The sequence below is a fragment of the Microbacterium sp. P2_F9 genome (assembly GCF_056403635.1).
Map to the genome: position 1 here is coordinate 1 of NZ_JBFUFC010000009.1, position 23,344 is coordinate 23,344.

A 23,344-nucleotide genomic window follows, 5' to 3' on the forward strand; every position below is an offset into this window, starting at 1 on the left:
CTGTTGACGCTGACGAACGACGCGGCTCGCGGCGGCAGCCCGGAGTGGCGGCTTCCTGGCACCTTCCTCCATCCCGGCGAGACGCTTGCGGATGCCGTGCGGCGCTCGCTCCAGAACAAGGCGGGGATCGTCGGGCTCGAGCCACGGCAGCTGCACGTCTTCGACGAGCCGGGCCGCGACGATCGCGGATGGGTGCTCAGCGTCGCGCACTACGACGTCGTGCGAGAGGAGCGGATGCCGGCATCCGACCGGACCCGGATCGTCGACGTCGACGCCCTGCCGGTTCTGGAATACGACCACGCGAAGATCATCGCGTTCGCAGTCGTTGCCCTGCGTGCCGAGTATCGCCGCGCACCCGACCCCGCAGGATTCCTTCCCGAACCGTTCACGATCCGCCGGCTGCGCCAAGTGCACGAGGCGGTGGCCGGGGAGCGGCTGCTGCCCGACACGTTCCGGCGCACTATGCTCGCCGGGCTCGAGCCCACCGGTGACCTGTTCAGCGAAGGGCGCGGCCGACCGGCCGAGCTCTACCGGCGCCCGGCCCCCGAACCCGGCGTAGCCTGAACGAATGCCTGCCGAAATCTCCGTCCAGAGCGCGCGGGCGCAGCTCCTCGCACTCGCCGATGCCGTGGCTGCGGGCAGCGGCGTCGGTCTCTTCCCCCGGATCGCAGAGCTGCCCGAGGCGGCGGATTCACGCCCGGCGGCGGTGCTCATCCTCTTCGGAGTGCTCGACGCGCTTCCCAGCGATCACGACGCTCATGCGAGTGCGGTGTCACGCGATCTCGACGTGCTCCTCCTGGCGCGTGCGTCGACGCTCCGTTCGCACCCCGGGCAGGTCGCGTTCCCAGGCGGACGGGTCGATCCCGAGGACGACGGACTCGTCGCGGCTGCTCTCCGCGAGGCTCGGGAGGAGACGGGTCTCGACCCCGCGGGCGTCGAGGTGCTGGGCATGCTCGAACCCATTCCGCTGGCGTATTCGCAGCACCTCGTGACTCCGGTGCTCGGGTGGTGGCGGCATCCGTCCCCCGTGCACGTCGTCGACGAAGCCGAATCGTCGGATGTGTTCCGCGCGCCGGTGGCCGATCTGCTCGACCCCGCGCACCGCGGGTCGACGGTCATCCGCCGCGACGGACAGGAGTGGCGCGGCCCCGGCTTTCTCGTGCCGCACGCGGGCGGTGAGCATCTGGTGTGGGGCTTCACCGGCATGCTGCTCGATGCGATGTTCGATCGGCTGGGCTGGACGGAGCCGTGGGACGAGACAAGCGAGCTGCCGCTCGTGCTGCCGGACTGACGGCCTGAATACGCCTCACCCCCCTGCGCCGCCACCTCCATCCGCGCCGAGACGGTCGATGGCACCGGTGACGACCCGGACGACCGGCCAGGCCCCCTCGGAGCTGTTGCCGAGCACCGACGCCGTGGTGGCGGATGCCGGGAGGTGCGTCGACTGGAACGACACGCCGGCGTCGTACCCTTCGATCAGCACGGCCGGCGCGGTCGCGTGCAGGAAGAAGCCCATCCCGCAGCGCATGCCCTGATCGGGAACGTGGCGGGGCCGGACCATCTCGGCGACCACGGCGGGCGAGACGATCTGCCCGGCGAACAGCGCGCGCCAGAACCCATGCAGGTCCGCCGCGGTAGTGAACGCGCCGCCGTCTCCGCTGCCGAGCACGGGGAGGTTCAGCGTGTTGACCCGGTCGCCCTCGTCGAAGAGGTAGCCGAGGGCCGCTCGGCGGGGCAGCTCATCCAGTCGCAGGAAGTCGGTGCTCTGCAGGCCCGCCGGCGCGAACACGAGGCGGCGCACGACGTCGTGGTAGACCTCCCGGGTCACCCGCTCGAGGATGATCGCGAGCACGACGTAGCTGCCGTTGCAGTATGCCCAGCGCTCGCCCGGGGCGAAGCTCTGCTCGAACCCGTCGACGAGCGGCAGGAACGCCTCGGCCGTTGTGAGGGTGTGCACGGGCACGGAGAGGACGTAGTCGGACGGCTCCCACTCGGCTTCTTCGTCGAGATAGTCGCCGATGCCGGACGTGTGGGTGAGCAGGTGCTCGATCGTGACGGCATCGTCGATCTCGGGAAGGTCCGTGCCGAGGATCTGGCGCGCAGGCGTGTCGAGGCTCAGGTTGCCGTCCTCGACGAGTCGCATGATCGCCAGCGCCGTGAACGCCTTGCTGCCGCTGGCGATGCCGAACTGCGTGTCGACGGTGTTGGGCACTTCGAAGGCGCGATGGGCGAATCCGCTGGCGCGCTCGAAGATCCTCTCGTCGGCGGAATCCACGGCGACCACGCCGGTGAAAGCCCGCTCGGCGACGGCGGTCTCGATCGATTCGGGGTCGAGGGTCAGCATGTGTCCTCCTCGCGATGAGTGTGGAACCAGTCAACTCCCTCAACGCATCTTCCGCTCGGCCACTGCTGGACGTAGGTTCGGGTCGTGACCGATCGCGCGGTGCCGAACCTTCCTTCTCGTTCGTTCGATGCGACGGTCGACTTCTACGGCGGCTTCGGGTTCGAGGTGGCGTATCGCGACGGAGGATGGCTCATCCTCGGTCGCGGCACGGTCGTGCTGGAGTTCTTCCTCGCCCCCGAGCACGACCCGTACTCGAGCTGGTTCATGACGAGCATCCGCGTGCACGACCTCGAGGAGCTGTTCACGGCGGTCCGTCGGAGCGGAGTGCCGGAGACGCCGGCCGGGATGCCCCGGCTCCTGCCGATCGCACTCCAGGAGTGGGGTCAGCGCGCCGGGTACCTGATCGACATCGACGGGACGCAGCTCCACCTCATCGAAGACGGTGGCTGAGAGCCCAGCGCATCGCGCCCCGCGTGCCTACCATGGAGGTGCATCCGACCGGAGGAGCCGCCATGGTCGTCCAGGTACGCGTCCTCGGCCTCGCCCTCGACGAGGCGGGGCAGCACGTGCTGCTGGTCAAGCCGCTCGGCGAGCCGCCCGGCAGCGGCAGGATGCTGCCGATCTGGATCGGTTCCCTCGAGGCGACCTCGATCATGGTCGCGCTGCAGGGCACCCCGGTCCCACGCCCGCTCGCCCACGATCTGATGAGATCGCTGCTCGAAGGGGCGGGGGCCGAGGTGCAGCGCGTCGAGGTCACGCGCATCGACGAGGGCACTTACTACGCCGAGATCACCCTCCTGACGGCGCTCGGCACCCGCACCGTGGACGCGCGGCCGTCGGATGCCGTGGCGCTCGCCACCCGCGTCGGTGCGCCGATCTGGGTGGCGGACGAAGTGATGGACGAAGCCGGCATCCCCGACATGACCACGGCGGACGATGACGATGAGCTGCCGGACGAAGAGGAGCGCGTCGACGAGTTCAAGCGGTTCCTGAACGAGGTCGACCCGGAGGACTTCCGCGGCTGAGATGATCGGGCCATGGCCACGCGAACCTTCGATCTCGACACCTCCGTAGGCGTTCCGCCTGCCGAGGCGATCGACTTCCTGCTGCGCCTCGACCAGCACCCGGGGCTGCATCCCTACTTCACGCACGCGGAGATCGTCGCGGAGGGATCGGATGCCGACGGGCCCTGGACGGACTGGAGGGTCACGGAGACGTCCCGGGTCGGCCCGTTCTCCTACCCGCTCCGCTTTCCGACGCGAACGACCAGGACGACCGGCACCTCCATGACGAGCGTCGTCCGTCCGGCACCCGGATGCCGACTGGACATCACCGCTCGCGCGGTGAAGGCCCCCGGCGGCGCGCGCGTCACGGAGACCGTCGCCGTCTCGGCGCCGCCGCCCCTGCTCGGCTACATGACCCGTCAGGCCGAGTTCGCACGCGGTCGTCTGTACGAGCGGCTGTCCGATGCGCTCGGTACGCTGAGCCCATGACCACCCTCGTCCTGACCGTCGTCGGAGATGATCGCGCCGGGCTGGTCRCCGCGGTCGCCGGCGTCATCGACTCCCACGGGGGCAACTGGGAGAACAGCCAGCTTGCCGAGCTCGCCGGCGCCTTTGCGGGAATCATCGAGGTGTCGATCGCCGCCGACCGCGCCGAGGCGCTGCGCTCCGCCCTGTCCGAGCTCGAAGGACTCGTGACGGTCGCGCTCCCTGCAGCGCCCACCGCGCCGACGGATGCCTCGCCCCCGCGCCGCTTCGTGTTCCAGGTGCTCGGCAACGACCATCCCGGGATCGTGCGCGAGCTGTCCGCGACCCTCGGCGGGCACGGCGTCAGCATCGACCGCATGACCACCGAGACGCGCGACGCAGCCATGGCGGGTGGGCGTCTGTTCGAGGCGACGATCGCGGCAAGTGTGCCGGCATCCGTCGACGTCGACGCGCTCACGGCCGAAGTGGAACGACTCGCGGCCGAACTCCAGGTCGACGTCACGCTGCTCGACTGAGACCACCCCACGCCGATCCATCATCCACCTGGGAGATTCACCGATGACCCGAGTCCGCGTCGACCTCAACATCTCACTCGACGGCTTCGCCACGACGACCGACCAGACGCCGGAGAACCCGTTCGGCGACGACTGGGGACGCCTCACCGACGCCTACGTCGCCACCCGTACGTTCCGCGAGCGCGTCCTGCATGACTCCAGCGGCGCCGGCACGACCGGCGTCGACGACGAGTACGCCGCACGCTACTTCGAGGCCGTCGGCGCCGAGATCATGGGCGCCGCGATGTTCGGCCTGCACGAGCACCCCGACGATCCTGACTGGCGCGGCTGGTGGGGAGACGAGCCGCCGTTCCGGGTTCCCGTGTTCGTCCTCACCCACACGCCGCGAGCCTCGATCGAGATGGACGGCGGCACGACGTTCCACTTCCTGACCGCGTCTCCCGAAGAGGCGCTCGCGCGCGCTGTCGCGGTGGCGGATGGCGGCGATGTCCGCATCGGCGGGGGCCCGACCACCGTGCGCGAGTTCCTCCGAGCCGGGCTGGTGGATGATCTGCATGTCGCGATCGTCCCCATCCTGCTGGGCCGGGGCGTGCGTCTGTGGGACGACCTGCGGGGACTCGAGGCCGGCTGCCGGGTGACGTCGGAGTCGGCGCCGAGTGGCGTCACTCACGTCACGTTCCGCCGCGACCCACGTGAAAACGGCTGAGCCCCCGTCTCCAGGGACTCAGCCGTTCACGATGTCCTCGGACATCAAATGGCGGAGGATGGGGGATTCGAACCCCCGAGGGCTTGCACCCAACACGCTTTCCAAGCGTGCGCCATAGGCCACTAGGCGAATCCTCCTCGGCCCTCGCGGGCCGCAGACCATCTTATCCTGCCGGGCGCCGTCTTCCCGACGCGGGCCACCCCGACGCCGACCGCTTCCCGATGCGCGCTATCGCTCCCGCGCCGTCGCCCGCTCTGCCGCCGGTCCGGCACCCGCTGCGGCGTACACCGAACCGGGTCGCACGATGAGGGACCGCGGCGCGAAGACGGCGAGGAGCTGCCGAGCCCGCGGCGCCTCGCGGAAGAGTCCCCGGCACACGGCCGCGGCCGGGATCGAGGCATCCGTCCACCGTCGCCGCGCCGCACCAGGCGCGTAGCTGGCCCGCTCGATCGCGACCACGAGCTCTCGCATCGGCTCGGCCGGGGCCCCATGCTCGCCCACCAGACGCGCGGCCAACGCGCGCGGCGACTCGCTCCCGGGCGCCGCGATGCCGAGGTCGATCGCGGAGTCCTGCACCAGTACCCACGCCGCGGCGGCATCGCCATCGCGCGCCGCCTGCAGCAGTCGGCGTCCGCGGAAGGCTCGCAGGAGGGCCGGGATCGACAGGGCGAGGAGGATGCCGAAGATGATGCTGACGGTGGGCAGCGGGTCGACCCGGGGGACCGCGGAGCCGCTCTCGGACGGTGCGCCGTCGAGTCCGTCATCCAGGGGATTCGCCGTCGCCCCCGATGCCGTGGGGCTCGGCGTCGACGTGACATCGGTCCCGGCGCCGAGATCTCCGAGGGTCGTCGATGCAGGAGAGAAGCTGGTCGGCACGCCGAGGCTGGCGGTGGGCTCGAACGGCACCCAGCCGACGCCGTTGAAGTACACCTCGGGCCAGGCGTGCAGCTGGCTGCTGAACACCGAATAGATGGTCTGCCCGCCGGTCTGCTCGCCGGTCTGCTCCGGGGTCTTCTCGGTCGTGGGGTTGCCGGGCAGATAGCCGACGACGATCCGAGTGGGCATGCCGAGGGTGCGCGCCATGAGCGCGAAGGCGGACGCGAAGTGCACGCAGTAGCCCTGCTTCACCTCCAGGAACTTCGCGACCGCGTCGGCGCCGCTGCCGTCGAAGCCCTCTTCCACCGGCGCCTTGAGCGAGTAGCGGAAGTCGCTGCCACGGAACCAGCGCTGCAGGGCGATCAGCGCGTCGTAATCCGTCGACGTGCCCGCGGTCACCGCCGCCGCCGTCTCGGCGATGATCGGCGGCAGGTCGGGCGGCAGCGCCGTCGTGTCGTCGCGGATCTGCGGTCCGCCGGCCTCGGCGACGCGGATCTGCTCCAGCGTGGGTCGGGGCACGTGGGTGACGACCTGATAGGTCTGGCCTCTGGTCGATCCGGACTGGCTGAGCACCGTGCGGTTGTACGGCACCACTTTCCACGTGCCGTCGAGTCCGGTGACGGCGACGGCCGGGAACGCGACTGGCAGCCACGAGGCGACGAGTTCGCGCACCTCGACCTCGGTGGTGTACTCCGACACCTTCACGCCMGAGGTCACCGCGACCTCGCTGAGCGCGTTGTCGCTGTCCAGCGGGACGGCTCGCATGCGATCGGGCTGCCAGACGGCTCCCGTGAACACCGAGAGCGTCGCGGCACGCAGGTAGGGCGGTGCCGGCGCATCCGTGTGCAGGCGCAGCGCTTCGGTGATGCGAGGCTGACGCAGATCGTCGCCGAGCTGCAGCGTCACATCGATTCCCTGCCCGAGACCGGGCTGACCTGCGACGATCGGCGTGGGCGGGGGGAGCAGGGGAGTGACCACGATCGCGACGACGATCGCGATCGCCCCGATCCCGAGTGCAGTGGCCGGTACGCCGGCGGCTCGGGATGCCTCGCGCGCGGCGGGCAGATCACGGGAGCGTGTCTCGGTCCTGATGAGGTACAGCACGGCGCCCGCCAGAAGGGCGAACGCCATGATGTCGACGCCCTGCGGCACGACGATCGAGGGGATGAGCGACACGGCGACCAGCCCGACGCCCGCGAGGAGCGGCATCCGGGCCGTCAGCACGACGTGGTCGACGATGATCGCCAGGAGAGCCGTCGCACCGACGATGAGGAACGCCAGCTCAGCGCTGACCGTCATCGGGGCCGACCCGAGATTGATGTCCTGGAACGCCGCTGCGAGGGCGTCAGGCACCTCCCGGGCAGTCGCCGGGGTGGGGATCAACCAGAGCAGGGCGGTCTCGCGGAAGAACACGAAGGTCAGGAAGAGCGCCCACAGGAGGATCTCGATCAGGCTCACCACCAGCGCGCGCAGCCCGATCCTGCGGCCGAAGTAGCCGGCCGCGAGCACGATCGCGGTGAGCAGCACGGCGGCGGGGAGCCACGGGCCGGGCTTGAGCACCGTCAGCAGCGGCAGCAGGGCGGCGAAGATCGCCAGGAGCACGCCGAGGCTCAGGGCGAGGTCGGCGCGCATCGGCGCGCGCTCGGCCGTCTGGTCGACGGTCCGGTCAGCGATGACCACTGCTCACCCCCCGATCCACGGTGCCGGTCCACGCGGCCCGAAGTTCGTCATCGGGACCGATCGTCGCCACCCGCCAGCCGAACTCGGCGGCCAGGTCCGCCGCCGCGCGCTCGGGGGCGACGGCGAAGAGCAGCGGAAGCGTGCAGTGATGCACGAGCGGCGCCAGGGTCTCGGCATCCGCGGAATCGAGTCGTCCGACGATCAGCACGAGCGGTCCGGTGGTCACGCCGTTGAACAGCCGGGCCAGCTGAGGCAGGTGGTCTTCGCGCCGGGCGGTGACGGTGGCGAAATGCGTGCGCAGATCCTCGACACCGCTCAGGTCGCCGCCTTCGATGCGATCGGCGAGGACGGTGCCGTCGGAATCGATGACGTCCACTGAGTAGCCGTCGACCACCAGCCGGGCGACCGCCGACACGCACGTCGTCACGGCCGACTCGAAGCCGGGATCGGCCCCGGTCGAACCCATCGCCTCGGCCGCCCATCGGCGAGCGCTGCGGTCGAGCACCACGACCGCTTCGGGGGTCGTTTCCTGCTCCTCCTGCCGCACCATGAGCTCACCGCGGTGCGCGGACGCGCGCCAGTGGATGCGCCGCATCGAGTCGCCGGGCAGGTACAGCCGCGCGATGAGGTTGTCGGCGCCCTGGCCGAGCTGGTTGTTCTCGGTGTGCAGCGTCCCGCCGGTGTTGCCGAGCATGTCGGTCAGCGCGGACAGGTCGACGATCGCGGGTGCGACCGTGACCGCCGTGCGGTCGGTGAACACAGTGCGCCGCCGCACGAGTCCGAACGGATCGGTCGAGGTCACGATCAGGGGACCGGTGGGATGGATGCCACGGCGCAGCCCGGTCACCGGATATTCGATGTCGACCGACCAGTCCGCGCGGCGAAGCGCTGAGCCGAGCGCTGGGAAGACCCCGTGCGGCCGGCCGTCGAGCCCCTTCGGCAGGGTGTCCTCCCACGTGCCCGGGGCAGTGGGCACGGGACTGCGGATGCCGACGTGCGCGGTCACGGTCGCCGACCGGCCGACCGTGACGACCTCCGGGTACAGCGACCGGGTGACCTTGTCGGTGCGCCGGGTGAGATGCAGCGACACGAGCCCCGCGACGAGCAGTGCGAGCAGCAGGAGCCCGAAGTACATCAGCACGGTGACGCCGAGTTCACTCGCCGCGATGAAGCAGCCGAGCGCGAGCAGCAGACCGCCCGTCCCACGGGCGGTGAACGGCCAGAGACGCTTCATCGGGTGCTCGCAGACGGCCGGCTACTGGCGTGCGGCGATGGGAACGCGCACGCTCTGCGCGATGCGTTCGAGGATCCCCACGATGGCATCAGCGCCCGATCGGGCACGAGCACCGCCGGCGGAGCGGGTCGGGATCAGGCGGTGGGCGAACACCTGGATGAGGAGGGCGGTGATGTCGTCCGGGATGACGAAGCCGCGCCCGTCGAGGGCGGCCCACACCTTCGCGGCGCGCACGAGCTGCAGCGTCGCGCGGGGGCTTGCGCCCAGGCGCAGATCGGGGTGGGTGCGGGTCGCGTTCGCCAGGGCCACGGCGTAGTCCTCGATCGTCGGAGCGACATGCACCGCCCGCGCCCACGAGACCAGTTCGGCGACTTCGGCCGCCGACACCACAGGCACCAGCTCATCGAGCGGGTTGATCGCATCCCGCTGACGCAGCATGAGGGCTTCGGACTTCGCGTCCGGGTAGCCCATCGAGATGCGCATCATGAAGCGGTCTCGCTGCGCCTCCGGCAGGGCGTAGGTGCCCTCCATCTCCAGTGGGTTCTGGGTCGCCACGACGAGGAACGGGTCAGGAAGCAGGTGCGAGCGCCCGTCGACGGTCACCTGTCCCTCCTCCATGGCCTCCAGGAGCGCGGACTGCGTCTTGGGGGAGGAGCGGTTGATCTCGTCGGCGATCACGAGGTTCGCGAAGATCGCGCCGGGCTTGAACTCGAACTCGCGCTCAACCGGATTGAAGACGCTCACCCCGGTGATATCGCCGGGAAGCAGGTCGGGGGTGAACTGGATGCGCCGCACGGTGGCATCGACGGAGGCCGCGAGCGCCCGGGCGAGCATCGTCTTGCCGACACCTGGCACGTCCTCGATCAGGAGGTGCCCTTCCGCGAGGAGGCAGACCAGGGCGGACCGGACCGCTTCGGGCTTGCCGTCGATGACACTGCTCACCGAGGCGAGGATCTCCTCGGTCGCGCGGGCGAAGTCTTCGGCAGTGAGCTCGGCGACCGCGTCGGCCGAGGCATCCGTCATCGCAGTGTCCGCCATGGGACCCCCMTCGGTCCGTCCGTCGTTCCAGAGCGCCGTCGCTCACTTCTCTGATCGTAACAACCTGTTGACCGCCTGGCTCCTGGGAAGTGACCGGGCATCGAAGCGGCAGCGGTTCGGAGCATTCGCCGGGGCCGGGTAGACTTGTCTCAGCTCTCCGCGAGGCGGCATCCAGGCCAAATCCCCCAGGACGGAAACGTAGCAAGGGTAACCGGGCTCTGCCGGGTTCGCGGAGAGTCTTTCTTTGCCCGGAAACAGCCGACTTCGTGCTCGTTTCGGCGATTTCTCCGGGCTCGCTCCCTGGTTCGACCGGCGCCGCGCCCATAGGCTGAGCCCGTGGCGCAGAGCATCTACATCACTTCCGCAGAAGGTCATTCCGGAAAGTCGACGGTTGCGCTGGGGGTGCTCGAAGCGCTCAGTCGCGCGACCCCACGGGTGGGCGTCTTCCGTCCCGTCGCCCGTTCCACCGCCGAACGCGACTACGTGCTGGAGATGCTCCTCGACCACGACGGGGTGGACCTCGACTACGACCTGTGCGTCGGCGTGTCCTACGACGACGTCCGCCAGGATCCGGATGCCGCGCTCGCGAAGATCGTCGAACGCTACAAGGCCGTCGAGTCGCGGTGCGACGCGGTCGTGATCGTCGGCAGCGACTACACCGACGTCGGCAGTCCCACCGAGCTCGGCTACAACGCCAGGATCGCGGCGAACCTTGGCGCCCCGGTGCTCCTCGTGCTCAGCGGCCGGGAAGGACAGGCCGAGCAGCTCGGCACGTCGCCGGCGCGCACCGCTGACGAGATGGGACAGCTGACCGCGCTGGCCCTCGCCGAGCTCACCCACGGCCGCGCCGGCCTGCTCGCGGTCGTCGCCAATCGTGCCGACCCCGAGCACCTGGTCGAGATCGTCACCCGGATCCAGGCGGTCGTCGATGCCGTGGAAGGCTCCGGCCACGCCGCCGCGGATCGGTCGATCGCCGTGTGGGCGCTCCCGGAAGATCGGCTCCTCGTCGCACCCTCGGTGCGCGAAGTGGTCCGCTCCGTCGGCGGCACCCTCCTCAAGGGCGACCAGGACCTCCTCACCAGAGAGGTGCTCGGGGTAGTGATCGGCGGCATGTCGATGGTCAACGTACTGCCGCGCCTGTTCGATGGCGCACTCGTGATCATCCCGGCCGATCGCACCGAAGTGCTGCTGGCCGCCATCCTCGCCGACCGATCGGGAACCTTCCCGACGCTGTCGGGCATCATCCTGAACGGGCCTTTCGAGCTGCCCGAGGAGATCAACCGACTGATCGACGGGATCGGGGTCACGCTGCCGATCATCACGGCAGACCTCGACACCTACGAGACCGTCGTGAGCGTCATGGCGACCCGCGGGCGGCTCGCGGCGGACTCGCAGCGCCGGTACGACACGGCGCTCGGGATGTTCGACACGCACATCGACACCGAGAGGCTTGTCGAGTCCCTCGGCCTCGCGCACTCGGCGGTGGTCACCCCGCTCATGTTCGAGTACGCGCTGATGGACCGTGCTCGGTCCGATCGCAGGCGCATCGTCCTGCCCGAGGGGACCGACGATCGCGTGCTCCGCGCGGCCGCGAAGGTGCTTGCCCGCGGCATCGCGGATCTCACGATCCTCGGCGAGGAGATCGAGGTGCGCGGCCGCGCCCTCGAACTCGGCATCGATCTGAGCGCGGCGGCGGTCCTGAGTCCCTTCGATGCCGTCCACGTCGACAAGTTCGCGCGTGAGTACGAGCGCCTGCGTGCCCACAAGGGCGTCACCTATGCGCAGGCCGCCGACTCGGTGACCGATGTCTCCTACTTCGGCACGCTCATGGTGCACCTCGGCCTCGCCGACGGCATGGTGTCCGGCGCGGCGCACACGACGGCGCACACGATCCGCCCCGCGTTCGAGATCATCAAGACCAAGCCCGGCGTCTCGGTGGTGTCGTCGGTCTTCCTGATGGCGCTCGCCGACCGCGTGCTCGTCTACGGCGACTGCGCGGTGATCCCCGACCCGACCGCGGCGCAGCTCGCCGACATCGCGATCTCGTCGGCGGCGACCGCGGCCCAGTTCGGCATCGACCCGCGCGTGGCGATGCTCTCCTACTCGACCGGCGAGTCGGGATCGGGAGCCGACGTCGAGAAAGTGCGCGAGGCCACCGCTCTCGTGCGCGAGCGTGCACCCGAGCTGCTCGTCGAAGGTCCGATCCAGTACGACGCGGCAGCGGATGCCGCTGTCGCGAAGGCGAAGATGCCCGAATCCGCCGTGGCCGGGCGCGCCACCGTCTTCGTCTTCCCCGATCTGAACACCGGGAACAACACGTACAAGGCGGTGCAGCGATCGGCCGGCGCAGTCGCGATCGGTCCGGTGCTGCAGGGTCTCAACAAGCCGATCAACGATCTGTCGCGCGGGGCGCTCGTGGACGACATCGTCAACACCATCGCGATCACCGCGATCCAGGCCCAGGGGGAACATCCCGCATGAGTGTTGTGCTCGTCGTCAACAGCGGTTCGTCGTCGTTCAAATACCAGCTCATCGACATGGATGCCGAGGCCGTGCTGGCCTCGGGTCTGGTCGAGCGCATCGGCGAAGAGGTGGGCACCTCCAAGCACACGGTCACATCGGCCTCCCTCGGATCTGACGCCCCGGCCATGCTCGACGCCACATACAAGCGGGAGCTGCCGATCCCCGATCACACGGCGGGGTTCCGGGTGATGCTCGACGCGTTCGCCGAGCACGGCCCCTCGCTGGACGACCGGGCACCGGTCGCGGTAGGGCACCGCGTCGTGCACGGTGGAGCCCGCTTCTTCGAGCCCACCCTTGTCACGCCGCTCGTCGAGATCAACATCGACGAGCTGTCCGTGCTCGCGCCGCTGCACAACCCCGGGGCGCTCCAGGGGATCCGGGCCGCAAAGGCCGCCTTCGCCGACCTGCCGCACGTCGCCATCTTCGACACCGCGTTCCACCAGACCCTGCCGCCGGCCGCGTACACCTACGCGATCGACCGGGAACTCGCCGAGACCCACCGCATCCGCCGCTACGGCTTCCACGGCACGAGCCACAAGTTCGTCTCCGAGGCCGCCGCGGCCTTCCTCGGCCGCCCCCTCGGAGAGCTCAAGCAGATCGTCTTCCACCTCGGCAACGGGGCCTCCGTCACCGCCGTCGACGGCGGGCGCTCCGTGGAGACCTCGATGGGGATGACCCCGCTCGAGGGGCTGGTCATGGGCACGCGGTCGGGCGACATCGACCCGGCGGTGCTGTTTCACCTCGCCCGGCGCGCGAACCTGTCCATCGACGACCTCGACGACCTCCTCAACAAGCGCAGCGGAGTGCTCGGCCTCGCCGGCGTCGCCGACATGCGCGACATCGAGATCGGCATGGAGAACGGGGATGCCGCGGCCACCCTCGCGATGGAGGTCTACCTGCATCGGCTCCGCGCCTACGCGGGCGCCTATCTCGCCCAGCTGGGCGGGGTCGATGTGATCTCGTTCACGGCCGGGGTCGGCGAGAACGCGCCCATCGTGCGCGCCGGTGCCCTTGCCACACTCGGGTTCGCCGGAGTCGAGATCGACCAGGAGCGCAACGATGCGCGCGGCCGCGGCATCCGGGTCATCTCGACGGATGCCTCGCCCGTGACGGTCCTCGTCGTGCCCACGAACGAGGAGCTCGAGATCGCCCGCCAGACCCTCGCGGTGGCGGTCTGATCCCGGCGCTCGGCGATCTTTCATCCATCCGTAACGTCGCCTCGCTGTGCGGCGCAACCCCCAGCAACTACGCTGGCACCACGCCGCGGAGACGAGCCGTTCCTTCGCCCTCGCACCCGATATGGAGGCTCCGTGCCCGCCGATGTGCCCCTCGACCTGACCTCGTACGACGCCGTGCTGTTCGACCTGGACGGGGTGCTGACGCCCACGGCCGAGGTGCACATGCACGCGTGGCAGACGATGTTCGAGGAGCTCTTCGCCGCATGGGAGATCGAGCCCCCCTATGCCGAGCGCGACTACTTCGAGTACCTCGACGGCAAGAAGCGCTATGACGGCGTCGCGAGCCTGCTGCGCAGCCGCGATGTCGAGCTGCCCTGGGGCGATCCGTCCGATGCGCCCGAGGTCGACACGGTGTGCGGGGTGGGAAACCGCAAGAACGTGGTCTTCGCGCGCGTACTGCGGCGCGATGGCATCGCTCCCTACCCCGGCTCGATCGCGCTGCTCGAGGTGCTCGAGGCCGCCGGCACGCCCGTCGCAGTCGTGTCCAGCTCGAAGAACGCCGAAGAGGTGCTCGAGGCCGCCGGCATCCGTGAACGCTTCCCGATCGTGATGGACGGGGTCATCGCCGAGCGCGACCACCTCGCCTCCAAGCCCGCCCCGGATGTGTTCGTCGAAGCCGCACGGATGCTGGGGGTCGATCCAGCCCGCAGCGTCGCGGTCGAAGACGCTCTGAGCGGCGTGCAGTCAGCCGTCGCCGGCGGCTTCGGTCTGGTCGTCGGAGTGGACCGCGGCGTCGGCGCGGACGATCWGACCGCCGCCGGTGCCCACATCGTCGTTCAGGACCTGGAGGAGCTCGTCCCATGATCGATCGCGACCGTTTTCCCGTCGACCCATGGCGCCTCGTCGAGAAGTCGTTCAGCCTCGAAGACGCGGGCGTGACCGAGACCCTCTTCGCGGTCGGAAACGGCTACCTCGGGCTCCGAGGGAATCAGCCCGAGGGCCGCCACGCGCTCGAGCACGGCACGTTCATCAACGGGTTCCACGAGACGTTCCCGATCCGGCACGCCGAGCAGGCCTACGGGTTCGCCGAGGTCGGTCAGACGATCATCAACGCGCCGGATGCGAAGGTGATGCGCGTCTACGTCGACGATGAGCCCCTGTCGTTCGATTTCGCCGACGTGCGCGAGTACGAGCGTTCGCTCGATCTGCGCGACGGCGTGCTGCGCAGGCACCTCATCTGGGTGACGCCCTCCGGAAAGGAGGTGCGCATCGACTTCGAGCGGATGGTCTCGTTCGAAGAGAAGCACCTGGCGATCATGCGGGTCGATGTGACGGTGCTCAACGCCGACGCCCCGGTCACGGTCTCCTGCCAGATGATCAACCGGCAGGACGGCGAAGACGTCTACGGCGGAAGTCCGGTCGGAGGCAAGAAGCCGGGATTCGACCCCCGCAAGGCGGAGCGCATCCACCAGCGCGTGCTGCAGCCGCAGGAGTTCTGGCAGGACGGCGGTCGCTCCGCACTGTCGTACCGGGTGACCGAATCGGGGATGACCATCGGCCTGGCCGCCGACCACGTCATCGAGACCGCGAACGAATACTCGGCCCGCGCCACGATCGAAGCCGACATCGCCAAGAACGTGTTCCGCGTGCAGGCCAGAGCGGGTGTGCCGATCCGGGTCACGAAGCTCGTGAGCTACCACACGTCCCGGGGCGTACCGGCGCGCGAACTCGTCGACCGCTGCCGTCGCACTCTCGACCGCGCCAAGATCGTCGGCGTCGATGCGCACTTCACGCAACAGCGTGCCTGGCTCGACGACTTCTGGCATCGGTCCGACGTGCGCATCGCCGGCCATGACGAGCTCCAGCAGGCGACCCGCTGGTGCATGTTCCAGCTCGCGCAGGCGGCGGCGCGCGCCGACGGCCAGGGCGTGCCCGCGAAGGGCATGACCGGGTCGGGCTACAGCGGTCACTACTTCTGGGACACCGAGATCTACGTCCTGCCGTTCCTCATGTACACGACGCCGCTCTGGGCGCGCAACGCCCTGCGCATGCGGTATCTCATGCTCCCGGCCGCCCGTCGCCGTGCCCGTCAGCTCAATGAGGCGGGGGCGCTCTTCCCTTGGCGCACCATCAACGGCGAAGAGGCGTCCGCCTACTACGCCGCCGGCACCGCCCAKTACCACATCAACGCCGACGTGAGCTTCGCCCTCGCGAAGTACGTCCGCGCGACCGGCGACGTGGAATTCCTCCATCGGGAGGGCATCGACATGGCGGTCGAGACGGCGCGGCTGTGGAACTCGCTCGGCTTCTGGCGCACGAGCGACGGAGACACCGGCGGAGTGGAGACGTTCCACATCCACGGCGTGACCGGCCCGGACGAGTACACGACCGTGGTCAATGACAATCTGTTCACCAACGTCATGGCCCGCTTCAATCTGCGGTTCGCCGCACGCACGGTGCGCGAGATGGCGGATGACGCTCCCGAGGCCTATCGGCTCATGGTCGACCGCCTCGCCCTCGATCCCGGCGAGCCGGAGGCGTGGGAGCGCGCCGCAGAGGCGCTGCACATCCCCTACAGCGCGGCCCTCGGCATCCATCCGCAGGACGAGGTCTTCCTCGAGCGCGAGATCTGGGACCTCGAGAACACGCCGCCCGACAAGCGCCCGCTGCTGCTGCACTTCCACCCCCTGGTGATCTATCGGTACCAGGTGCTCAAGCAGGCGGATGTCGTGCTCGCGCTGTTCCTCCAGGGAAACCACTTCACCCAGGACGAGAAGCTCGCCGACTTCCAGTACTACGACCCGCTGACCACGGGCGACTCGACCCTGTCCGCGGTCGTGCAGGCGATCCTCGCGGCAGAGGTGGGCTACCAGGACCTCGCGCTGGACTACTTCCTGCAGTCGGCCTTCGTGGACCTCGGCGACCTGCACCACAACGCGTCCGATGGGGTGCACGTCGCCTCCGCGGGCGGGGTTTGGACCGCGGTGGTCGCCGGCTTCGGCGGCATGCGCGACCACTTCGGCAAGCTCACGTTCGACCCGCGGCTGCCCGCGTCGTGGGACGAGCTCGCCTACACGGTGCACTGGCACGGCACCCGCCTGGCCGTCGCCGTCAGCCGCAGCGAGCTGCGCATCGAGGCGGAAGGCGGCCTCGAGGTCGAGTTCGAGGTGCGTGGTGCCCCTTACCGGGTGTCTCCGGGCGAGACGGTCACGGTGCCGCTCGCCGATCAGGGGCCGGTGATCGCCGGTCGGCCATCGCTGATCGAGTTCGAAGACGCCCGCCGCGAAGACGGGACCATCCTGTCGGCCTCCGTGCCCACCGTGACGACGTCGATCACGATCATCACGGAGAACCCGGACGGCACCATCGATCCGATCGATGTGTGATCCGAGCGCGCGCACGGCCCGCCGGCATGTCGGCGCCACACCGTAGGGTGGAGCGGTGACCACCGCCCTGTACCGCCGCTACCGTCCCGAGGCGTTCGGCGAGATGATCGGGCAGTCCCAGGTCACCGAGCCGCTCATGACGGCGCTGCGCGGCGACCGGGTCGGGCACGCCTATCTCTTCTCGGGGCCCCGCGGCTGCGGCAAGACGACGTCGGCGCGCATTCTCGCCCGCTGCCTCAACTGCGCCAAGGGACCGACCGACACCCCGTGCGGCGAGTGCGACAGCTGCGTCGAGCTCGGTCGCGGCGGCGGCGGGTCGCTCGACGTCGTCGAGATCGACGCCGCGAGCCACAACGGCGTCGACGATGCGCGCGACCTGCGTGAACGCGCGATCTTCGCCCCGGCCCGCGACCGGTTCAAGATCTTCATCCTCGACGAGGCGCACATGGTGACGCCGCAGGGCTTCAACGCTCTGCTCAAGCTCGTCGAAGAGCCGCCCGATCACGTCAAGTTCATCTTCGCCACAACCGAGCCCGAGAAGGTCATCGGCACGATCCGGTCGCGCACCCACCATTATCCGTTCCGGCTCGTGCCGCCCGCGGCAATGCTCGAATACGTGCAGCAGCTCTCGGCGACCGAGGGCGTCACCGTCGAGCCCGGCGTGCTGCCCCTCGTCGTCCGCGCCGGGGGTGGCTCACCCCGCGACACGCTGTCGCTGCTCGATCAGCTCATCGCCGGATCGGACCCCGCCGATGGCGCGGTGCTCGTCCGCTACGAACGCGCCGTCGCGCTGCTCGGCTAKACGCACGCCGAGCTGCTCGACGAGGTCGTCGACGCGTTCGCCGCGCGGGATGCCGCTGCCGCCTTCGCCGCGATCGACCGAGTCGTGCAGACCGGTCAAGACCCTCGCCGGTTCGTCGACGATCTGCTGGAGCGCCTGCGCGACCTCATCATCGTGAGCGCGACAGGCCAGGGCGCCGCCGCCGTGCTGCGCGGCAGCTCGGAGGAGGAGCTGGCCCGCATGGCGCGCCAGGCCGATGCCTTCGGCGCCGCCGCGCTCTCCCGCACGGCCGACCTCGTCATCACCGCGCTCGATGAGATGACCGGTGCCACCTCGCCCCGCCTGCAGCTCGAACTGCTCGTGGCCCGCGTGCTCGCCCAGGGTGCCGCGGTCGCAGCACCGGCCGTGGTCGCGGCCGTCGCGCCCCCGGTCGTCGAGCGAGCGGGCCTTCCCCCGGTCATTGAGCGAGCGAAGCGAGACGAAACGCCTGCGGCTGCCGGCCCGCCTCCCGCCACCGAGAGCGCGGGTCCTCCGCCGGTTGCCGAGCGAGCGAAGCCGGACGAAGCGGCAGCCCCCATGCCGAGCGGCCCCATCACCCTGCCGCAGCTCCGCGCGGCCTGGCCGGAGGTGCTCGGTCGCCTCGAGAAGATCAGCCGTTCGTCGTGGCTGCTCGCTGCTGCAGCCCAGCCCGTCCAGCTGAGCGGCGACGTGCTCACCCTCACCTTCCAGAGCCAGAGCGACGTCGCGAAGTTCAAGCAGCTCTCGGCAGGGGCAGGGCCCAGCGAAGACCTGCGCACCGCGATCCAGGCAGTGCTCGGCATCCGGGTGAAGTACATCGCCAAGCACGATGTCGTGCCCCCTGACGACGGGCCGCCGCCCCCGCCGGACGCGCCGGAATCGCCGCCGCCGTCATCCGGGCCGCCTTCGGAGCCCCCCGCCGCCAAACGACCGCCCGCGCGTGGCGCCGCACCGGCACGTGCGTCAGCGGCGCCGGTCACCGAATGGGCGGTCGCGTCGATTCCCGGCGCGGAGTCCCCAGCCGGGTTCGCCTCGGCGTCGATCGACGCCGCGCGCGGCGCCTCCGCGTCGGTGGCGCAGTTCGCGGTCGACGACGAGCCGGAAGACGCCGCCACCGTGGGTGCGCGGCTGCGCACGGTGACGCTTGACCCGGTCCGCGAAGGCGACGTGCTGCCCGACAACGTCGTGACCGCGTCGATCGAGCGCGACGAGGACGACGACGAGACGGCTGGCACGGCACCCGTCGACCTTCCGGTGCCGCCGGCCATCGCACCGCCGCGCGCGGCGCCCCCGGTCGAACCCGCACGCGGTGCCCACGGTCGCGGCCCGCGCTACGGCGAGGCGGTGGTGCGACAGGTGCTGGGCGCCACCTTCGTGCGCGAAGAGCCCTACGAGCCGCCCACGAGGTTCAGCTAGGCCATGTACGACGGCATCGTCCAAGACCTCATCGACGAATTCGGCCGCCTTCCCGGCATCGGCCCGAAATCCGCGCAGCGCATCACGTTCCACATCCTCCAGACGCCGTCCTTCGACGTGTCGCGTCTCGCGGTGCTGCTGAGCGAGGTCCGCGAGAAGGTGCGGTTCTGCGAGGTGTGCGGCAATGTGTCCGAGCAGGATCGGTGCTCGATCTGCCGTGACCCGCGCCGCAACCCTGCGCTGATCTGCGTAGTGGAGGACGCGAAGGATGTYGCCGCCATCGAGCGCACCCGCGAGTTCCGCGGGCTCTATCACGTCCTCGGCGGTGCGATCAGTCCGATCGCCGGGATCGGGCCGGAAGACCTGCGGATCACCCAGCTCATGCAGCGTCTCGCCGACGGCACCGTGCAGGAGGTCATCCTCGCGACGAACCCGAACCTCGAGGGCGAGGCCACCGCGACCTACCTCAGCCGCCTGCTGCACACGATCGAGATCAGCGTGACCCGCCTCGCATCTGGGCTGCCGGTGGGCGGCGACCTCGAGTACGCCGACGAAGTGACGCTCGGCCGGGCCTTCGAGGGGCGCCGGTCGATCTGATGGCCGCTCCGACCGTGCAGCGTTTCGACGCGCGCGCCTGGACGCTGTTCGCGGCCATGGCGGTGCTGTGGGGCATCCCGTACCTGTTCATCAAGGAGGCCGTGGACTCCTACTCGCCGGCCGCGGTGGTTGCCGGGCGGACGCTGCTCGGCGGGCTCCTGCTGCTGCCTTTCGCCCTGCGCCAGCGGGCCCTCCGCCCCGCGCTGCGCAAGATCGGGTGGGTGCTCGCGTTCGGTGCGATCGAGATGGCGGGGCCCTTCCTGCTGCTCGGGCATGCCGAGCAGACCCTCCCATCGGGGCTGACCGGCCTCCTCGTCGCCACAGTTCCGCTGTTCGCCGCGATCATCGCCTTCACCGGCGGCGATCGCAGTGTGCTCAAGCCCGCCCGTGCGATCGGGCTCGCGATCGGCTTCGCCGGTGTGGCGGTGATCGTCGCTGGCCCTGGTCTCGCGGTGCAGGGCGGTGCCGGGCTCATCGCCGTCGGCGAAGTGCTTCTCGTCGCGATCTGCTACGCCACCGCGCCGTTCATCGTCGCCCACCGGCTCGACGACGTGCCCTCGCTCGGCACCGTGACGCTGTCGCTCTTCGCGGTCGGGCTGTTCTATCTGCCGATCGCGCTGCTGACCCAGCACGAGGTGCCGACCGCGCGCAGCACGCTGTCGCTCGTCGCGCTGGCCGTGCTGTGCACCGCGATCGCCTTCGTCGTCTTCTTCGCGCTCATCGCGCGGGTGGGGCCCGTGCGCGCCCCGCTGTTCACCTACGTCAACCCGATCGTCGCGATCATCCTGGGGAGCATCATCCTCGGCGAGGAGATCACGCTCGGACTGCTGATCGGCTTCCCGCTCGTGGTCGCAGGCTGCTGGCTGGCGGCAACCGGCGGCAGGGTGCGCGCGCTTCCGGCTCCGACGTCGACCGGCTCCTCGTAGCACTCGAGGGCGCCGCGCCAGCGGTCACATGGCGAGTTGCCGAGTGGCCGCGAACGTAAGATGGACGACTGGGCGCGGCATCCGTTCGCGGCCCGTCACCACACGCATGCCGCCGCCGCGGCATCTCCGGGGAGTTCCAACGTGGCGCTGATCGTCCAGAAGTACGGCGGGTCCTCCGTCGCCGACGCGGAGAGCATCAAGCGGGTCGCCAAGCGCGTCGTCGACGCGCGCCGCGCCGGCCATGAAGTCGTCGTCGCCGTGAGCGCCATGGGTGACACCACCGACGAGCTGCTCGACCTCGCGGCGCAGGTCGCCCCGATCCCGGCACCGCGCGAGCTCGACATGCTGCTCTCCAGCGGCGAGCGCATCTCGATGGCGCTGCTGGCGATGGCGATCCACTCGATGGGATTCGAGGCGCGCTCGTTCACCGGCAGCCAGGCCGGCATGATCACGGATGCCACGCACGGCGCCGCCCGGATCGTCGATGTCACCCCGGTGCGACTGCGCGAAGCGCTCGATGAGGGCGCGATCGTGATCGTCGCCGGCTTCCAGGGATTCAACCGCGACACCCGCGACATCACGACCCTCGGACGCGGCGGTTCGGACACGACAGCCGTCGCGCTCGCCGCGGCGCTCAACGCCGATGTCTGCGAGATCTACAGCGACGTCGACGGCATCTTCACCGCCGATCCCCGCGTCGTGCCGAAGGCGAAGAAGCTCGGCGTCGTCTCGTCCGAGGAGATGCTCGAACTTGCGGCGAACGGGGCGAAGGTGCTGTACATCCGCGCCGTAGAGTACGCCCGCCGTCATGGCGTGCTCATCCACGCCCGATCCACGTTCAGTTCGAGCGTGGGAACCTACGTGCTCGGTGCGGGCATGACCCTGCCGGACAGCCAAAAGGGAGCAGAGATGGAAGAGCCGATCGTCGCGGGCGTCGCGACCGATCTCGGACAGGCCAAGATCACGGTGATCGGCGTGCCCGACGTGCCGGGCAAGGCCGCTGAGATCTTCAAGATCGTCGCCAAGTCCGGTGCGAACGTCGACATGATCGTGCAGAACGTGTCAGCGGCGGCCACCGGCCGCACCGACATCTCCTTCACACTCCCCAAGGGCGACGCCACCCTGGCGCTCAAGGCGCTGGCCGGCGATCAGGCCGAGGTCGGCTTCGAGAACCTGGTGCACGACGACCAGATCGGCAAGCTCTCGGTCGTCGGGGCCGGGATGCGCACCCACTCCGGCGTCTCGGCGACCCTCTTCGAGGCGCTCAGCATCGCCGGGATCAACATCGAGATGATCTCGACCTCCGAGATCCGCATTTCGGTCGTCGTGCGCGGCGACGACCTCGCTGCGGCGGCGCGCGTGGTGCACACCGCCTACGGCCTCGACGGCGAAACCGACGCGGTCATCCACGCCGGCAGCGGTCGCTAGGACTCCCGGCTCACCCGCACGGCGTCCCACACCGCGTCGGCCACCTGCCGCTTCGTGCCCGCGGCCTCCGCGGCCACGGCGTCGTCGGCATCGATGACCAGCACGTGGTTGTCGGCGGCCTCGAACCCCTTGGCCCACCCGACCTCGTTGACGACGAGAAGGTCGACGCCCTTGCGGCGCCGCTTGCGGCGCGCCCGATCGAGCAGATCATCGGCATCCGCCGGCGTCTCGGCGGCGAACCCGACGATGGTCTGGCCCGGGGCGCGGTCCGTGACCAGCCCGGCCAGGATGTCGTCGTTCTGCACGAGTTCGAGCGTCTGCAGCGGCCCGTCCTCCTTGCTGAGCTTGTGGTCGGACACGTTCGYGACCCGGTAGTCGGCGACCGCGGCGACCATGACGACGATGTCCGCGGCGGATGCCGCCTCACGCACGGCGGCGCCGAGTTCGGCGGCGGTTCCGACTCGCACGATCGTCACCCGGGGATGGACGGATGCCGCGCCCAGTGCGGACTCGTCGACATGTGCGGCGACGAGCACGACGTCGGCGCCGCGGTCGGCCGCGGCCACGGCGACCTCCGCGCCCTGACGGCCGCTCGACCGGTTGCCGATGTAGCGCACGGGGTCGATCGGCTCGCGGGTCCCGCCTGTGGACACGACGACGTGGAGCCCCGCGAGGTCGCCGCCCTCGGAGGCGACCGCGAGCGCGAACGCGGCGATCTCGTCGGGCTCCGACATCCGTCCGGGTCCGCTGTCGCCGCCGGTGAGCGGGCCGTCGGCCGGTCCCACCACCCGCACCCCGCGGCCGCGGAGGGTCTCGATGTTCGCGACCGTGGCGGGATGCCGCCACATCTCGGTGTGCATCGCGGGCGCGACGACGACGGGCGCGCTGGTGGCCAGCAGGGTCGTGCCGAGCAGGTCGTCCGCGAGACCCGCGGCCATCGACGCGAGGGTGTTGGCCGTCGCCGGTGCGACGATGACGAGATCCGCGGCACGGCCGAGCGCGACGTGGCGCACCTCGGCGACGTCCTCGTGCACGCTCGTCGTGACCGGGTTGCGGCTGATCGCCTCCCAGGTCGTCAGCCCGACGAACTTCAATGCGTCCTGCGTGGGGATGACGTGCACATCGTGGCCATCCAGCACCAGGATGCGGACGAGCTGGACCGTCTTGTAGGCGGCGATCCCGCCCGTCACACCGACTACGATGAACAT

General features: G+C 70.0%; 20 protein-coding genes, 1 tRNA gene and 1 other RNA gene. 16 read left to right on the forward strand and 6 right to left on the reverse strand.

Going from position 1 to position 23,344, the window contains the following annotated elements:
- The coding region (locus AC1DVT_RS01865; protein ID WP_477386035.1) for an NUDIX hydrolase at window positions 1-564 on the forward strand (564 nt) is incomplete at its 5' end.
- 4 nt (window positions 565-568) lie between these two features.
- Window positions 569-1,291, forward strand: a complete 723-nt coding sequence (locus AC1DVT_RS01870) for an NUDIX hydrolase (RefSeq protein WP_477386037.1) — start codon at window positions 569-571, stop codon at window positions 1,289-1,291.
- Between the two features lie 15 nt (window positions 1,292-1,306).
- Here the strand turns inward: AC1DVT_RS01870 and AC1DVT_RS01875 are convergent, their stop codons facing one another.
- Window positions 1,307-2,344: a serine hydrolase domain-containing protein gene (locus AC1DVT_RS01875; protein WP_477386039.1), complete on the reverse strand. Its 1,038-nt coding sequence runs from the start codon at window positions 2,342-2,344 to the stop codon at window positions 1,307-1,309.
- A gap of 84 nt (window positions 2,345-2,428) precedes the next feature.
- On the opposite strand from AC1DVT_RS01875, the gene AC1DVT_RS01880 reads away from it, so the two are divergent.
- The 5 genes from AC1DVT_RS01880 to AC1DVT_RS01900 all read left to right on the forward strand — a co-directional run bounded on the left by AC1DVT_RS01880 (window position 2,429) and on the right by AC1DVT_RS01900 (window position 5,055).
- The gene (locus AC1DVT_RS01880; RefSeq protein WP_477386041.1) at window positions 2,429-2,794 is read left to right on the forward strand and encodes a bleomycin resistance protein; all 366 of its coding nucleotides are present in this window, start codon (window positions 2,429-2,431) and stop codon (window positions 2,792-2,794) included.
- A 62-nt stretch (window positions 2,795-2,856) separates the two neighbouring features.
- Entirely contained in the window at window positions 2,857-3,369 is a 513-nt protein-coding gene (locus AC1DVT_RS01885; RefSeq protein ID WP_477386043.1) for a bifunctional nuclease family protein, read from the forward strand.
- Window positions 3,370-3,381: 12 nt separating this feature from the next.
- Entirely contained in the window at window positions 3,382-3,837 is a 456-nt protein-coding gene (locus AC1DVT_RS01890; protein WP_477386045.1) for a hypothetical protein, read from the forward strand.
- A complete protein-coding gene (locus AC1DVT_RS01895) occupies window positions 3,834-4,349 on the forward strand; it encodes a glycine cleavage system transcriptional repressor (RefSeq protein ID WP_477386047.1) in 516 nt (171 codons plus the stop codon). The genes AC1DVT_RS01890 and AC1DVT_RS01895 overlap by 4 nt, the downstream gene beginning before the upstream one ends.
- Window positions 4,350-4,392: 43 nt before the next feature.
- Window positions 4,393-5,055, forward strand: coding sequence for a dihydrofolate reductase family protein (locus tag AC1DVT_RS01900; RefSeq protein WP_477386049.1), 663 nt, complete (start codon window positions 4,393-4,395; stop codon window positions 5,053-5,055).
- 49 nt (window positions 5,056-5,104) lie between these two features.
- On the opposite strand, the gene AC1DVT_RS01905 is transcribed toward AC1DVT_RS01900, so the two are convergent.
- The 4 genes from AC1DVT_RS01905 to AC1DVT_RS01920 form a co-directional block, all read right to left on the reverse strand.
- Window positions 5,105-5,192: transfer RNA gene (locus tag AC1DVT_RS01905), tRNA-Ser, on the reverse strand.
- A gap of 91 nt (window positions 5,193-5,283) precedes the next feature.
- Window positions 5,284-7,611, reverse strand: a complete 2,328-nt coding sequence (locus AC1DVT_RS01910; RefSeq protein ID WP_477386051.1) for a transglutaminase TgpA family protein — start codon at window positions 7,609-7,611, stop codon at window positions 5,284-5,286.
- Window positions 7,598-8,845 carry a DUF58 domain-containing protein gene (locus AC1DVT_RS01915; RefSeq protein WP_477386053.1) on the reverse strand — a complete coding sequence of 416 codons (1,248 nt, stop codon included), beginning with the start codon at window positions 8,843-8,845 and terminating at the stop codon, window positions 7,598-7,600. Before AC1DVT_RS01915 ends, AC1DVT_RS01910 begins: the two co-directional genes overlap by 14 nt.
- Window positions 8,846-8,866: 21 nt before the next feature.
- The gene (locus AC1DVT_RS01920) at window positions 8,867-9,883 is read right to left on the reverse strand and encodes an AAA family ATPase (protein WP_457099219.1); all 1,017 of its coding nucleotides are present in this window, start codon (window positions 9,881-9,883) and stop codon (window positions 8,867-8,869) included.
- 148 nt (window positions 9,884-10,031) lie between these two features.
- Between AC1DVT_RS01920 and ffs the strand changes: the two genes are divergently transcribed.
- From ffs to AC1DVT_RS01965, 9 genes are all read left to right on the forward strand, one after another.
- Window positions 10,032-10,128: signal recognition particle sRNA small type (gene ffs / locus AC1DVT_RS01925), an RNA gene on the forward strand.
- A gap of 91 nt (window positions 10,129-10,219) precedes the next feature.
- Complete coding sequence (gene pta / locus AC1DVT_RS01930) at window positions 10,220-12,364, forward strand: phosphate acetyltransferase (protein WP_457099220.1); 2,145 nt, start codon at window positions 10,220-10,222, stop codon at window positions 12,362-12,364.
- Window positions 12,361-13,584: an acetate/propionate family kinase gene (locus tag AC1DVT_RS01935; protein WP_457099221.1), complete on the forward strand. Its 1,224-nt coding sequence runs from the start codon at window positions 12,361-12,363 to the stop codon at window positions 13,582-13,584. Before pta ends, AC1DVT_RS01935 begins: the two co-directional genes overlap by 4 nt.
- A 132-nt stretch (window positions 13,585-13,716) precedes the next feature.
- Window positions 13,717-14,448, forward strand: a complete 732-nt coding sequence (locus AC1DVT_RS01940) for an HAD family hydrolase (protein WP_477386056.1) — start codon at window positions 13,717-13,719, stop codon at window positions 14,446-14,448.
- Complete coding sequence (locus tag AC1DVT_RS01945) at window positions 14,445-16,970, forward strand: glycoside hydrolase family 65 protein (RefSeq protein ID WP_477386057.1); 2,526 nt, start codon at window positions 14,445-14,447, stop codon at window positions 16,968-16,970. Before AC1DVT_RS01940 ends, AC1DVT_RS01945 begins: the two co-directional genes overlap by 4 nt.
- A gap of 55 nt (window positions 16,971-17,025) precedes the next feature.
- On the forward strand, window positions 17,026-19,185 hold the full coding sequence (locus AC1DVT_RS01950; RefSeq protein WP_477386059.1) for a DNA polymerase III subunit gamma and tau: 2,160 nt from the start codon (window positions 17,026-17,028) through the stop codon (window positions 19,183-19,185).
- A gap of 3 nt (window positions 19,186-19,188) precedes the next feature.
- A complete protein-coding gene (gene recR / locus AC1DVT_RS01955; RefSeq protein WP_457099225.1) occupies window positions 19,189-19,782 on the forward strand; it encodes a recombination mediator RecR in 594 nt (197 codons plus the stop codon).
- The gene (locus AC1DVT_RS01960; RefSeq protein ID WP_477386061.1) at window positions 19,782-20,708 is read left to right on the forward strand and encodes a DMT family transporter; all 927 of its coding nucleotides are present in this window, start codon (window positions 19,782-19,784) and stop codon (window positions 20,706-20,708) included. Before recR ends, AC1DVT_RS01960 begins: the two co-directional genes overlap by 1 nt.
- A gap of 141 nt (window positions 20,709-20,849) precedes the next feature.
- Complete coding sequence (locus tag AC1DVT_RS01965; protein ID WP_457099425.1) at window positions 20,850-22,136, forward strand: aspartate kinase; 1,287 nt, start codon at window positions 20,850-20,852, stop codon at window positions 22,134-22,136.
- Here the strand turns inward: AC1DVT_RS01965 and coaBC are convergent.
- Entirely contained in the window at window positions 22,133-23,344 is a 1,212-nt protein-coding gene (gene coaBC / locus AC1DVT_RS01970; protein WP_477386063.1) for a bifunctional phosphopantothenoylcysteine decarboxylase/phosphopantothenate--cysteine ligase CoaBC, read from the reverse strand. The genes AC1DVT_RS01965 and coaBC overlap by 4 nt on opposite strands.